Source organism: Paenibacillus sp. EC2-1 (assembly GCF_049311625.1).
In the GTDB taxonomy this organism is placed as follows: domain Bacteria; phylum Bacillota; class Bacilli; order Paenibacillales; family Paenibacillaceae; genus Paenibacillus_AQ.
The window spans coordinates 3,380,864-3,394,600 of sequence record NZ_CP186006.1 but is presented as its reverse complement, the minus strand read 5'-3'; the positions used below and the strand labels follow the sequence as shown (position 1 = coordinate 3,394,600).

The 13,737-nt window shown below is 43.5% G+C and carries 13 protein-coding genes; 10 read left to right on the top strand and 3 right to left on the bottom strand.

Features of this window, described 5'->3' with window-relative positions; genetic code table 11:
• The first annotated feature begins 195 nt into the window (after positions 1–195).
• Entirely contained in the window at positions 196–1,197 is a 1,002-nt protein-coding gene (locus tag ACK8P5_RS15770) for an acryloyl-CoA reductase (RefSeq protein WP_422661490.1), read from the top strand.
• An 85-nt stretch (positions 1,198–1,282) separates the two neighbouring features.
• The gene (locus tag ACK8P5_RS15765) at positions 1,283–1,861 is read left to right on the top strand and encodes a hypothetical protein (RefSeq protein ID WP_422657217.1); all 579 of its coding nucleotides are present in this window, start codon (positions 1,283–1,285) and stop codon (positions 1,859–1,861) included.
• A 59-nt stretch (positions 1,862–1,920) separates the two neighbouring features.
• On the opposite strand, the gene ACK8P5_RS15760 is transcribed toward ACK8P5_RS15765, so the two are convergent.
• Positions 1,921–2,433: a MogA/MoaB family molybdenum cofactor biosynthesis protein gene (locus ACK8P5_RS15760; protein ID WP_422657216.1), complete on the bottom strand. Its 513-nt coding sequence runs from the start codon at positions 2,431–2,433 to the stop codon at positions 1,921–1,923.
• Positions 2,434–2,564: 131 nt separating this feature from the next.
• Between ACK8P5_RS15760 and ACK8P5_RS15755 the strand changes: the two genes are divergently transcribed.
• From ACK8P5_RS15755 to ACK8P5_RS15720, 8 genes are all read left to right on the top strand, one after another.
• Positions 2,565–3,566: a CobW family GTP-binding protein gene (locus tag ACK8P5_RS15755; protein ID WP_422657215.1), complete on the top strand. Its 1,002-nt coding sequence runs from the start codon at positions 2,565–2,567 to the stop codon at positions 3,564–3,566.
• 124 nt (positions 3,567–3,690) lie between these two features.
• Positions 3,691–4,029 carry a four-helix bundle copper-binding protein gene (locus tag ACK8P5_RS15750; RefSeq protein WP_422657214.1) on the top strand — a complete coding sequence of 113 codons (339 nt, stop codon included), beginning with the start codon at positions 3,691–3,693 and terminating at the stop codon, positions 4,027–4,029.
• A 171-nt stretch (positions 4,030–4,200) separates the two neighbouring features.
• Entirely contained in the window at positions 4,201–6,099 is a 1,899-nt protein-coding gene (locus tag ACK8P5_RS15745; protein WP_422657213.1) for an OPT family oligopeptide transporter, read from the top strand.
• Positions 6,100–6,118: 19 nt separating this feature from the next.
• Positions 6,119–6,487: a PqqD family peptide modification chaperone gene (locus tag ACK8P5_RS15740; RefSeq protein ID WP_422657212.1), complete on the top strand. Its 369-nt coding sequence runs from the start codon at positions 6,119–6,121 to the stop codon at positions 6,485–6,487.
• A gap of 131 nt (positions 6,488–6,618) precedes the next feature.
• Positions 6,619–7,440 carry an ATP-binding cassette domain-containing protein gene (locus ACK8P5_RS15735; RefSeq protein ID WP_422657211.1) on the top strand — a complete coding sequence of 274 codons (822 nt, stop codon included), beginning with the start codon at positions 6,619–6,621 and terminating at the stop codon, positions 7,438–7,440.
• Positions 7,434–8,168 (top strand): hypothetical protein, encoded by a 735-nt coding sequence (locus ACK8P5_RS15730; RefSeq protein ID WP_422657210.1) that lies wholly within the window; start codon positions 7,434–7,436, stop codon positions 8,166–8,168. Before ACK8P5_RS15735 ends, ACK8P5_RS15730 begins: the two co-directional genes overlap by 7 nt.
• A gap of 79 nt (positions 8,169–8,247) precedes the next feature.
• Positions 8,248–8,718, top strand: a complete 471-nt coding sequence (locus ACK8P5_RS15725; protein WP_422657209.1) for a hypothetical protein — start codon at positions 8,248–8,250, stop codon at positions 8,716–8,718.
• An 85-nt stretch (positions 8,719–8,803) separates the two neighbouring features.
• A complete protein-coding gene (locus tag ACK8P5_RS15720) occupies positions 8,804–9,727 on the top strand; it encodes an S-layer homology domain-containing protein (RefSeq protein WP_422657208.1) in 924 nt (307 codons plus the stop codon).
• 110 nt (positions 9,728–9,837) lie between these two features.
• Here the strand turns inward: ACK8P5_RS15720 and ACK8P5_RS15715 are convergent, their stop codons facing one another.
• Both ACK8P5_RS15715 and ACK8P5_RS15710 read right to left on the bottom strand, forming a co-directional pair.
• Entirely contained in the window at positions 9,838–11,949 is a 2,112-nt protein-coding gene (locus tag ACK8P5_RS15715) for an ABC transporter ATP-binding protein (protein ID WP_422657207.1), read from the bottom strand.
• Entirely contained in the window at positions 11,950–13,707 is a 1,758-nt protein-coding gene (locus tag ACK8P5_RS15710) for an ABC transporter ATP-binding protein (RefSeq protein WP_422661489.1), read from the bottom strand. It abuts the gene before it with no gap.
• Positions 13,708–13,737: the final 30 nt, after the last annotated feature.

The window sequence follows — 13,737 nt, the reverse complement described above, 5'->3', positions numbered from 1 at the left end:
TCTAATAAACGAATGGCAGGCAAGAGGTATATCTCTTGACCTGCCATTTTTAATAGGCTGCTCACGCATTATTTCTCGGGAAACCGCAGGAGACGACAAAACATGCTACGGATTCAGCTTGGACATTTTTAATAGCGGCCCAGATCCATTAGAATTTATCATAGAAGGATGAAGGGAAGGGGTATAGATATGGATATGAAGAAAGACATCATATTTGATGCGTTTGTAGTTAGGAATGATCATCAAGGGTTTCGCAGCGGCGTTGAAGCTTGGGGATTGGATCAACTCCCAGAAGGGGATGTAATCGTTAAGGTCCTGTACAGCGGTGTCAATTATAAGGATGGCCTTGCAAGTACTCCAGAAGGAAAAATTGTGAAGCGTTATCCATTTATCCCGGGCATCGATCTAGCTGGAACTGTTGTGGAATCGACGCATCCCTCTTACAAGCCTGGTGATCAGGTTCTTTGTACCGGATATGAGGTTGGTGTCACTCATGAAGGAGGGTACAGTCAGTACGCACGGCTAAAGGGAGAATGGTTGCTACCATTACCGGAAGGACTTACGCATAAAGAAGCCATGGGAATCGGCACAGCAGGATTTACAGCCGCTCTGTCCGTAGCAAGTCTGCTTCGGAATGGGATTAATCCAAAGGATGGTCCGGTACTTGTGACAGGCGCTACAGGCGGCGTAGGAAGCTTTGCAATTTCAATATTGTCCAAGCTTGGGTTCAATGTTATAGCATCTACAGGAAAAGCTTCTACTCAAGGTGAGTGGTTGAAGTCAATCGGTGCTAGTTCTGTAGTGACAAGAGAAGAAGCTGCAGCCGAATCGAAAGGTGTGTTGTCATCAGAGCAATGGGCTGCAGTAATAGACCCGGTTGGTGGTACTCAGTTAAGTTCTTTATTGAAACGTGTTAAGTATGATGGAGCGATTGCTTTATCCGGCCTAACCGGTGGGGGGCAATTCGAAGCTACAGTATATCCGTTCATTCTTAGAGGCGTGAAGCTGCTCGGAATTGATTCTGTTTTTTGCAGGATGGAAACAAGACAAGAGATCTGGGCCAAGCTAGCAGATGAATGGAAACCTGAATCGGCGTTACGCTTAGGTATTCATGTACATACGCTTAATGAGCTTCCGGATATTTTAGCGGGTATCTTAAGAGGGGAAGCAGCCGGAAGAAGTATCATCTCACTCTAAGAAGAAAAGGTTTATTCGCATAATATATTCGCATAATCACGTTCATTGCCTGGCATCCTAATCCTAGGAAGTCATACTGCTATTCATGAAGTATGATTGGAAAGGATGGGTATGTACGATGGTGAAACGCTCAGTAATGGGGATACTTGCGATATCATTACTTACGTCTCTATTGAGTGGATGTAGCAGAGACACAGCTAAGGATGAAATGCGGAAGTATAATATGCAAGCCTATCGGGACGGGAATAAAGCGGCTGAATCACAAGGGCTTGGGCTAAATGGTCAGTTTTTGGATACCATGCAGCAATTATTTAAGGACATGAATATTCAATTAACGAATGAAACTTATGCAGAAGATGATGCTGGGAACTTGTCGTATCAATATCGAATGAATAGTGACTCTAGTCAACTCATCACGGTGTATGTTTTTACTGACGAGCAGACAAGAGTTAATGCCATGAAGGAATTGTACGGAGTTGATGGCATCAATGATACGGGGAAAACGAATCATAACAGGATTATTGGTTTTAAAGAGGCGGCGTTAGTATACACCTCTGGAGGGATTAAACGAGACCAGTACATCGAACAAGTGAATCAGGTGGCCTTGAAAGTGTTGCAACATGTACCGCGCCGATCAAACTCGATGCAAATCATTACGGAATAACAGTAAAAAGACGAGCGTATAACGAATCATTTCGGTGCTCGTCTTTTTAGCATGTCATTCTAGGGCTGCTTGTTTAGTTCGCGTACGACATGACGTAATTCAGGCAACAGGATCTTGTCCATTGCTAAGCGAACAGCATTCCGTGAGCCAGGCATTGAAAAGACGGCTGTTCTGCCAACCGTACCGCCAATAGCTCGGCTTAAGATTGCAGCTGGTCCAATCTCTTCATAACTTAACAAACGAAAAATTTCACCGAATCCTGTTAATTCTTTATCGAGCAGGGAGGAGACCGCTTCATAAGTGCAGTCACGACTCGAAATACCTGTTCCACCAGATAAAAGAAGGGCATGCACTTCTGGGTTACTTGATGCTTCGTGAATGAGTTCACGGATTAGCTCGTAATCATCTTGCACAATCCGGTAGTCCACAACGTGATATCCTGATTGCTCAAGCATGGTTCTCATCAAGGGACCACTTTCATCAGTATCTACTGTTCTCGTATCAGACACAGTTACAACGAAGCAGGATACCTGCTGCGGGCTTGTTAATCGATGTTCTTCAACAGCATTCATATCATGAACAACTCCTGTCTTTTAAGCAAAATGATCTTCTTGTAACGCTCCGATAAGCATGCCTACCTTGCTCTGTAGAAGCTCTGTGTAGTAAACTCGCTAACAGAGGAACGTTAGAGAGGACGATACATATGAATAATGAAATTACTCCAATATATATTTTATCAGGTTTCTTAGGTAGTGGTAAAACAACACTCTTAACAAGAATGATTACCTACTGGAAAGCAAAGGGATTAAGGCCAGCCATTGTGATGAATGAGATTGGTGAGGTCAATATCGAAGGAATGATTACAGGGCAAGATGTTCCAACAGCAGAAATGTTAAGCGGCTGTATATGTTGTTCGATCCGTGCGGACCTCACATCGGAGCTGGCGATGCTCATTCAGAAGGAGAAGCCTGATGTAATTGTGATTGAAGCTACGGGTGCTGCGAATCCTATGGAGATTTTGGATGCTGTCGCGGAGGCATCTTTATATATTAAAATCGATGTGAAAAATGTAATTACGGTTGTAGATTCCGCTCATTTACTTCATTTACACGCAGAGCAAAAAGGAAAAACCTATCGATTAATGCAAGAACAAATCCGCTGTGCTTCCTTGTTGATTATGAACAAAATAGATCAGATTTCTGAGGAAGAGCAACAGGAAAGTTCTCGAATTGTAAGAGGGTGGAATTCTTTTGCCCCATTGATTCCAGCGGTCCGTTGCAATGTAGATCCAGAACTCTTATTAGAAGGAGAATTAGATCATCATCGTTATGTGAAAGTGCATGATGAAACAGACAATACGACGCATGAAAGTGAGCATAGACATGAAAATGATCATCATACGCATCATACACATGAGCATGTGATGTCATACACTTATTATCTTCAGGGGCCTGTTCATAGCCATGATTTTGAAGCATTCATTGCAGACCTTCCAAGAGATATATATCGGGCGAAGGGGATTCTAACCTTTAGTGACACCGCTAGTCGCTTCTTATTTCAATACGCTTACCGAGAATCCGATTTTATGAAAATCAATCCTCAAGGTGATCTTCCGGATGTAGTCGTATTTATTGGTGAACATTTCAACAAGTTATGGCTTCACGATCGTCTTGTCTTATTGGATCAACAATCGATTTCGCAGTAGAGATGTTGGTGGTAATAAAAGGACGAGCTTTCTTATGACGTCATATACATATTACTTGGTTCATTATGTAGTCAATGGTTTAATACCATAACAGAGCAAAAACCTGTCTAGGAGGAAAAATGCAATGTATAATGAACTTCAATATCAAGATTGTATCGATGCATGTCTTCAAGCCATGAATGCTAGTAATGTATGTTACATATCTTGTCTAAAAGAATATGATTTGGCTATGTTACGTGACTGTATAACCCTAACTCGGGAATGTGCAGAAATATGTACATTTACGGCAGAGGCGATGACAAGAATGAGTCCATATGCTTCTGAAATTGCTGAACTATGCATGAAGATGTGTGAATCTTGTGCTGCTGAGTGCGAGAGACATGCGCAGGATCATTGTAAACAGTGTGCTGCAGCTTGCAGAAAATGTGTCGAGGTGTTCCGTGCGATGTACTGTGTAGCGTAGTCATACGCTTTCTTCATAACAAAGCCTGCTGAATAGATGGCCCAAACGGTCATGTAATCAGCAGGCTTTTTTTGTTTTGAAATGAAATCATATTTTGGTCCCTTTATACGAACAATGATAATGATGGATTGGTGCGAACACTGAATCATAGCTTAGAGAGGAGAGAACGAAATGCAAGATCGAAATGGGAAGGACAACCCTGCAGGGTTCGTTCCTTACATACCTGCCTCGAAATCAATGGCGGAGTTAACAGCGTTTGCTGTTGTACTTGGGGTTGTTCTTGCAGTTATTTTTGCTGCAGCTAATGCTTATCTGGGCTTGAAAATTGGTCTGACGGTTAGTGCGTCGATTCCAGCAGCGGTCATATCATTAGGTGTATTAAGGGGAATCTTTCGAAGAAAATCAATTCTCGAGAACAATATCGTACAGACAATGACGACGGCAGGTGAAGCGGTTGCTGCAGGTGCTATATTCACACTGCCTGCATTATATATGTGGAATCACATTCCTTCTATGGCGACCATTAGCTTTATTGTTCTGGTAGGGGGATTTCTTGGCGTGGCCATGATGGTTCCCCTTCGCAGACTCCTCATTGTGAATGAACATGCGACACTTCCTTATCCAGAAGGAACTGCATGTGCCGAAGTGCTTATGTCTGGGGACACTGGAGGAAAAAGTGCAACAATGGTCGTGTATGGATTCGTAATAGGTGGAGCTGTGAAAGCGATGGGTGACGGGTTCAAATGGTTCCGAACCGAAATCGAAAGATCTGTATTCAAATTTAAAAATGCAGTCATAGGGATGGATATATTCCCGGCATTATTAGGTGTCGGTTACATTATTGGTCCCCGAATTGCAGGGCAAATGCTTGCGGGTGGCGTTCTTGCTTGGCTTGTTCTCATTCCTGTCATTGGTTTTATTGGATTTGGGAGTGCAGATATCGTTGTACCTTCAATCACTCCAATTGGGAAGCTGGATGCATGGGGTATATGGAGTGATTACATTCGTTATATCGGTGCAGGAGCCGTAGCCGCAGGAGGGTTAATCACACTTGTGAAGACACTTCCCATGCTATTCGGTTCATTAACAGCAACCCTTCGTGGTTTGCAAAAAAAGGATAACAGCAAGGTATCACTGGACCGAACAGATCATGATATTCCTGGAGTATGGGTCTTTACGATGATTGCTGTACTGATTGTAATTATTGGATTTTCTCCACTTACGGATGTGGGGATTGTTGGTGCAATCGCGATAGCTATATTCGGCTTTCTGTTTGTAACCGTAGCATCTCGTATCGTGGGGCTTGTCGGAAGTTCCTCTTCACCGGTATCCGGTATGACAATAGCGACGCTGTTGATCGTTACTTTTGTGTTCAAATTGACGGGTCTAACGGGAATGACCGGTATGGTTGCATCGTTAACAGTTGGGGCCATCGTGTGTGTTGCACTTGCGGTATCCGGTGACATCTCACAGGATTTAAAGACTGGATATTTGGTAGGTGGTACTCCGTGGAAACAGCAGGTGGCTATGATGATCGGCGTGCTCGTATCGGGTCTCGTGATCGGATTTATCCTGTCTGTATTGAATGAAAGTTACGGTTTAGGCTCGGAAGATCTCCCAGCGCCTAAAGCGGTATTGATGCGAATTATTGTAGAGGGGATCATGGCTGGTAATCTCCCTTGGGAATTAATCTTTATCGGGGCAGCCTCGGCCATCGTATTCGAACTGCTCGGACTTAACTCCTTAACCATTGCAGTAGGTATTTATTTACCTATACATGTGAGCACACCAATAATGGTCGGGGGCCTTGTACGCTGGTTGATTGAGAGATTGTCCCGTAAGAATGAAGCGAAGCTCAGAGCGCGCGTAGAAACAGGAACGCTTCTTGCTTCGGGGCTTATTGCCGGTGAGTCGTTAATCGGAGTCATCATCGCTGTGTTAATCTGGATGAATGTAAATATTCCGACGAATACACGATTTGAGAATAACTGGCTACCACTTCTGATATTCTTCATGGTTACGATGATCTTGACCTGGGGTACGCTAGCTAGTAAAGAGAAGCAAGTTTAAACAGTAAGGAGTGAGCACAGTGAGATTTATAAAAGGTAACAAAAATGCAGAAGATCAAAACCTGCTCGATATGGTTCCCTTACTAAAGGAAGGATTGACAATCGAGCAAGGAAATGATTTTGTAATTGTATTTATGCCAAGGCAATCCTGGATTGAACGACAAGCTGTTCGCTTTTTAAATCAGCCGGCTATAATTAAAGTAAAGCTTGATGATCTGGGTGCGGCAGTGGCTACGAGATGCGATGGTCAACACTCCATCTCCGACATCGCAATGTCTCTGCAAGTTGAATTTGGGGAAGCGGCGGAGCCATTAATACCTAGGCTAGTCAAGTTTGTTGAATTGATGGAAGTGAATCAATGGATTGAGTGGAAGCCGATCATGGATTAGCCGTGAGCGGCTTTTTTTACATAGAAGTAACCAAGACTTGTATTTATTTGGAATTTAAAGGTACAATGTGCTAAAAGATTGGTTGTAGAGGCGGGGAGTTAAAGATGGAGGAACTCATTGTTTTAGATCATGTGAGTAAACAATTCGGACAGCATGTGGCACTCTTAGAGGTGTCCTGGCACATTAGTCGAGGAGAATGTGTAGCAGTAACGGGAAGAAATGGAGCGGGTAAGAGCACTTTTCTACATATTGTTGCTGGACTGGCTAATCCATCTCACGGTAAGAGAGTCATAATGCCTAGCCATCTACAGATTGGTTATGTTCCTGAGAAATTCCCAACTTTAAGATTCTCCCCAGCACAATACTTATTACATATGGCTAGGATACAAGGAATGAGAACAGCGGATGCCCTTACAATGATATCGGGTATGTTATCCCTGTTCCATATGCAGGAACATGCTGAACGCAGTATGAATCTCTTCTCCAAAGGTATGTTACAAAAAGTAAATCTGATGCAAGCCATGCTTGCAAAGCCGGACTTGCTTATGCTGGATGAACCTTTATCCGGGCTGGATGAAACTTCTCAGCATGATATGATAGCTGTTCTGCGTGAAGTCAAGCAACAAGGAACTGCTATTGTGATGTCAGTACACGAGCCACTTCTGACGGCAAGTCTGGCAGATCGAGTGGTCGTTATGAAGCAAGGGAGAATCATACGTGACGCTATACATGAATGTGCCGAAGCGAATGTGGAAAGCAGATTGAGGTTTTATGGTATTTCACCAGAATCGATGGTGGAATTGGAGACGAAGAATGGTTTTCTATACTGGATCTCGAGAGGTTCACCTTCTGAAGTAGTCATTGATAGACAATTTTCAGATGCATTTTTGATGTTCATATTGACCCATGGTGGTTCTGTGATTTCCCTGCGTCAGGGGGAGAACATATGTTAAATTGGCCGCTTCTACGATACTTATTAGCAAGCTATACACGTTCTTATAAATATTTCGCACCTATTGCGTTTATGATCATAAGCGTTATGTTGTTATACTCCTATAAACCGAGTCCTGTCCTGGATAGTTATGCTGTAACTTCCACGCTGCTGTTCATAGGATTTGCATGGCTTAGCTTGAATTATCTTAATCATGATCGAGGGCAGCAGATCAGTCTGCTTATATTACATACGGGGCGTGCGAGAACGTTCTTTATTACACAGTATTCTGTTCTTATCATGATGAGTTTGGTTGTAAGTATACTATCTGTAATCTATCCGATGGCGACCCACATGTTTGCCGAACCAGTTGGGTTTGTTCGATTTTGTCTAGCACTCTTAGCACATGTATTCCTAGCTTGGCTAGGATCTACAATTGCGCTCTTTTTTCAGTCTGGATGGATGGAGAACCATGGTAGGGCTGTTGGTATGTTGCTTGTTCTTATCGTACTTTCCATAGCCGGTTTATCCATTACAGATTCCCTCCCACATGGTTTTGTGTTCATTGCGTACCTTCTACCTCCAGTGTCACTCATCATCGATATGCTGATGCATGCAGATGAACGACGGTTATGGATTAGCGTGATAGCGCTTACCTATTCTTTGGTATACACCGTAGTTTTAGGAATCGTCTATATAAAAGCAGCATGTGCGAAGGATGCAACGGAATTTAATAGAAAATCAGGTTGATGAAGGATGAATCTTCCTATACCATAAAGAGAAGGAAAGATGAAGACGAAAAAGGCAGCTTATCTAACAGGAGGATAACATGAAACAAACAAGACTGCTGGACAGTGACCACTCCAAAGAGCTGTTTGCCTATTTCGGATTGGCGGTATACTACTCCCAGGCATTGGAGCAGCAGTTAGCTAATTTGCTGATGCTCATCAAGTTGTCGAAGGGTAAAGTACTGTCGGAAGAGGATATTGCACAATTGTATCAACGAAAACTGAGCAGCTCTTTAGGACAGCTAGTTCAGGAAATACAACATTACTTTCCTTTTTCCGAAGAAGAAACGCTACAGCTTAAAGAAGTTTGGAAACAGCGAAATCATATCGTTCATGACTATTTCAAAGAACGCATTCATGAGACATTCAGCCCTGCTGGGCGCTCGCGTATGATACGTGAACTGACGGCCTTTAAAGATCAGGCTCAGGCATTGGAACAGAAGCTGCAAGGATACTCTAGAGAGATGTACATCAAGTTAGGATTAGAAGGGGAGAGAGATTCCGAATTTTAACTTATGAATTTAGGTAAACCAATCAACTCCGTGGTTGAAACATTTTCCATTACCTGCACGTCAGACATAATAGGAGGTGCAAGTTATGACTACAACGACTAAATTGTTATCTGCGCTGCTTATCTCATCTTCGCTCCTTGGTGCAGGAGCTGCTTCGGCATCAGCTTTCTCTGATGTCCAGGACAGTGATCAGTTGGCTATTGTGAAATCATTGCAATCTAAAGGGATTATTCAGGGGATAACTTCTGATAAGTTTGCTCCACAGCGAACGATTACATCGGCACAAGCTATTCAAATGGTCGTAAAAGCAACAGCTCTGAAAGAACACCCGAATTTCAGTGGAAAATCATTCAGTACAGTTCCGGATGGAGCATGGTATGCGGATGCGGTGAATATAGCAGCCCAGCATGGGCTACCCGTATCGACCGAGACCAAGTGGAATGAACCGATGACACGAGAGGATTTTGCTCATTTGCTTGCAACAGCGGTGCAGAAAACAGGGAATTATCCTGTGATCTTGATGTATATGAACATTGCTGATGAAAGCCAGATAAAGGAAGAGAGTCGTGGAGCTGTTCAATTTCTCCTGTTAACTAAAATTGCTGAGCTTAGTAAGGCAGGTCAGTTTAATCCAAAACAGGAAATGACGCGGATCGAAGCTGCTGAGATGACACACGCAGCTATGCAGTTTATCGAGAATCATAAGCTGAGAAATGTAGATGACAGCGAGAAAGTACAGGATGGTGTCTCGTTTCAGGTAGAGAAAGTAAATGCCGAGGTGAATAAGGTCATCATAACGAAAGACAACCTTCCTCATCCGGGATACGGGTTGGCAGTTACTTCTATTGATTTCGTGAGCAGTAAAGAAGCTGTTATAAATTATATGATAATCCAACCGGACCCGGACAAGATGTACCCTCAAGTGATTTCTAAATCATCGGTGGAAACTTATGTGCCATCTAATTATGAAGTCAAAGTGAAAGAAGAAGCTACAATCAGTCAGAAATGAGCTTGATGAGATTTGTATTTGTGAATATAAAGAGGCTAACCTAGGCAGAGTATCTTCTGACCTCAAGGTTAGCCTCTTTGCTATTCATACCAAATTCTCATTACAAAATATTAGACGTTACCACCTGCAAGATTTACAGGCGCACCTGAGATGACAGGTTCTCTGTTATCATTTACTTGTGGAACAGCCGTCCCACCTTGCTGAAGCTGATACATCTTAAAATAGCGGCCTTTTTGTTCCATAAGCTCATCATGGGAGCCTTGCTCAACAATCTCTCCTCTATGGAGCACAAGGATCTGATCTGCACTACGGATTGTAGACAAACGATGGGCGATAATGAACGTGGTACGTCCTTTTTTAAGCACCTCCAGCGCATCTTGAATGAGAGCTTCTGTCTCGGTATCAATATTCGCGGTTGCTTCATCTAGAATAAGGATAGCAGGATTAAATGCAAGTGCTCGTGCAAAAGAGATGAGCTGGCGTTGTCCTGCTGACAACGTGCTTCCTTTTTCAATGACAGGTTCGTCAAACCCCTGAGGAAGATGAGCGAGTAATCGGTCGGCACCAACATCACAGAGCGCTTTATTAATCTGTTCACGTGTGATTCGAGCATCCCCTAAACTTACATTAGAAGCAATTGTGCCTGTGAACAGATAGGGGTCTTGAAGAACAATGCCCATATGCTGGCGGAGCCATTGTTTCGGAATATCGGTAACAGGCTGGCCGTCAATAGTAATTGTTCCTTTCTGTGGATCATAGAAGCGGAACAGCAGGTTGATAATGGAGCTTTTTCCTGAACCGGTATGCCCTACAAGAGCAACCGTCTGTCCTTGCTTGGCTTCAAAGGAGATATCTTTAAGGACGTAGTCTTTCTTGTAAGCAAAAGATACATCCTTGAACTCCACATTGCCTGCGTAGCGCGGCATCGTGCCATCAGTAACCTTTTCCCCAGTCTCATCCATCAGTTCGAACACACGTTTAGCAGATACAATGGAGGAATCCAGCGCTGCGAGCTGATTAACCATGCCGGTAATCGGCTGGAACATTCGTCCCATAAGATCCACATAAGCGTAAAGTACGCCGATGGATACAATGCCAGCACCATCTAGAGATCCAGCTCCGAAATACCACAGGATAACAACGAAAGAGAGATTGCGTAACACATTAACCAAGTTATGCGTGGTCAGGGAGTTCAAATTCAGCATTTTATTCTGATGTGCCATATAGTCTTCGTTTAGAGCTTCAAACTCTTCTTTGGTAGCTTTTTGACGTCGGAAAATACGAATAATGGGCATCCCTTGAATGGATTCGTTAATGATTGCATTAATCTCACTTAAACGCGATCTGATGATAACATTGTATTTCGTAGCAAATTTTCGATAAAGTACTGTCCAAGTAATTAGCATTGGAATGATAAACAAGCTGATCAGACCTAACTTTAGGTCTAGGAGGAACAGTGCAACGTAGACCCCAGTAATGTAGACCATACCAGAACTGAAATTAGACAGTACAGCTACGAACAGATCCTTTACAGCTTCCGTATCGTTGGTGACCCGGGATACGACTTTTCCAGCAGGTAAGTTATCAAAGAAATACACGGGAAGACGCTGAATATGGGCGTAGACATCTGTACGCAGCTTTTGAATAACCCGATTGGCAGCAGATTGTAACCAGTATGTACGTGCGAATACCGTAATCATAGAGATAACCAACGCGATCAGAAAGAATTGTACCAGCCTGTATATACCCGGGATTTCAGGTTCATAGAATGCAAAAAGTTCTTTCGTGTCAAGCTTTGTAGCGAGATAGGATGCATTTTCATTTCGGTATGAAATGGTGAGTGTCCCATCTTGGTAAGTGCGTTCGCCCTCAGAACGGACAACGGGTTCATTAATAAAATAAAAGCTTCTTCCGGTCTGGAGGACACGAACCTCCGGTCCCTTACTTTCACCAGTTTCAAACCGATCTTCACGTTTGTAGTACTTTCCGTTATAAGCAGCTGCTTGTTCCTTCGATGATGTTTCATAATATGGTTTTTCAATACCTAAAATGTGATTGTCTATCATGTTCTTGGCTATAAAAGGACCTGCCAACTCAGCTGCTACACCGATCGTGAGCATGATGAGTGCTGCTATAAAAGTTCCTTTCGCTGTTAATGCGTAACGAAAGAGCCGCTTGGCAAATCCAGATTCATTCGAAATGGTTTGATCGTTCGGAGTCAATTAAGACACCTCCTCGGAGGTTAGATTGTTCTCAACTTGTTGACGTTCATATTGCTCACGGTACCACCCGTTCTGCGTCAGAAGCTGATCGTGCGTTCCCTGCTCAATGATTCTTCCTTCATCAAGCACTACAATCCAGTCAGCATGCTGGACAGCGGATAACCGATGAGTAGATATTAAAGTTGTTTTTTCAGCGCGCTTACTTCGAATATTCTCAATAATTCGAGCTTCGGTGCGTGCATCGACCGCAGAAAGAGCATCGTCCAGAATTAATATCTCTGGGTCAGAGATAAAGGCCCGAGCCAGTGATACACGCTGCTTCTGTCCACCGGATAACGCGACTCCTTTTTCCCCGACAAGAGTATCTAGACCATCAGTAAGGGTATTCAGATCTCGATCGAAGGCGGCCGTTGCAATGGCTTCCATGATGACATCATCAGGGGCGTCTTTTTTACCAAACTGAATGTTTTGTCTCACGGTTTTAGAGAATAGAATTTGCTCCTGAGGAACATATCCGATCCAGCTGTGAAGGAGATCTTTAGACAACATCTCAAGCGGAGCCCCTGAAATGAGAATCTCGCCAGAACCCATTGGGTATTCGTGCAACAGTTGTTTAAGAAGAGTAGACTTCCCGCTTCCAGTACGCCCAACGACACCTAGAGTTTGGCCTTTGAGCAGGGTAAGAGACACTTCTTTCAGATTATCGACTGATGAGCTCGGATACCGAAACGTGACCTCTTTCAGTTCTATCGAATCTGGAGATGTCATATGAACAGGATCCGTAGGATCTATTACATCTGGCGGAACGGATAGTGTATCATTTACCCGGTCAAGAGAAGCATTACCACGCTGCATAATGTTAATTAACTCTCCAATGGCGAACATAGGCCAGATCATCATGCCTAGATACATGTTGAAGGAAACCAGATCTCCAAGGGTAATTTGATTCTGGAACACCATGTATACGCCGAAAGTAAGACCGATCACGTAACTTAAGCCGATGGAAAAGTTAATGGTAGGTTCAAATAATGCATCAACTTTGGCGACAGCCAGGTTTTTGCGATATACATCATCCGTAATTTCTTGAAAACGGCGCTGATCTTCTCGTTCTTGTACATAGGCACGAACGACGCGGATCCCCGCAACGGACTCCAGTACCTGGTCATTCATGACTCCGAAAGCGTCTTGAGCAGCTGTGTAGCGTTTATGTATTGCTTTTCCGTAGATAACCATACCAATTGCAATAATGGGCAAAGGTAGGATGGCTGCAAGCGTTAACTTCCAACTAATGATGAATCCCATTGCGAATAGAATGACAATGAGGAAGACTGTAGAGTCGGTCATAACGAGCATACCAAAACCAGCGGTTGCAGCAACGGAGCGGAGGTCGTTGGTTGCCTTGGCCATCAGGTCTCCTGTACGGTTCTTCTCAAAGAATGGCGGCAGCATGCCGAGAAGGTGGTTCATATAACGTGTGCGTAGCAATCGCTCTACAAGGTTAGCTCCTCCAAAGATACGATGCATCCATATGTATGTACCCACATAAATGATAGCGACGACTCCCATGATCAGGAGCAAATACTTGGCGAGCGATTGCCATGATATCGAACTGCTTACGATATCATCGATGGCGTTACCAAGCAGGAGCGGCGGAAGCAGCTCAAGCAAGCCGCAAAAGATGAGAAAGAACAGACCGATTAGATATCGCTTCTTCTCAAGCTTGAAAAACCATCCTAAATTTTTTAGTACAGCGAACAAAAATATCCCTTCCTTTCGTGTGCCGGACAT

Excerpts from the sequence above, each read along its gene's own strand:
- ACK8P5_RS15760 (WP_422657216.1), bottom strand. The coding sequence starts at position 2,433 with ATGAATGCTGTTGAAGAACATCGATTAACAAGCCCGCAGCAGGTATCC.
- ACK8P5_RS15745 (WP_422657213.1), top strand. The coding sequence starts at position 4,201 with ATGCAAGATCGAAATGGGAAGGACAACCCTGCAGGGTTCGTTCCTTAC.
- ACK8P5_RS15770 (WP_422661490.1), top strand. The coding sequence starts at position 196 with ATGAAGAAAGACATCATATTTGATGCGTTTGTAGTTAGGAATGATCAT.
- ACK8P5_RS15765 (WP_422657217.1), top strand. The coding sequence starts at position 1,283 with ATGAAGTATGATTGGAAAGGATGGGTATGTACGATGGTGAAACGCTCA.
- ACK8P5_RS15755 (WP_422657215.1), top strand. The coding sequence starts at position 2,565 with ATGAATAATGAAATTACTCCAATATATATTTTATCAGGTTTCTTAGGT.
- ACK8P5_RS15730 (WP_422657210.1), top strand. The coding sequence starts at position 7,434 with ATGTTAAATTGGCCGCTTCTACGATACTTATTAGCAAGCTATACACGT.
- ACK8P5_RS15720 (WP_422657208.1), top strand. The coding sequence starts at position 8,804 with ATGACTACAACGACTAAATTGTTATCTGCGCTGCTTATCTCATCTTCG.
- ACK8P5_RS15725 (WP_422657209.1), top strand. The coding sequence starts at position 8,248 with ATGAAACAAACAAGACTGCTGGACAGTGACCACTCCAAAGAGCTGTTT.
- ACK8P5_RS15750 (WP_422657214.1), top strand. The coding sequence starts at position 3,691 with ATGTATAATGAACTTCAATATCAAGATTGTATCGATGCATGTCTTCAA.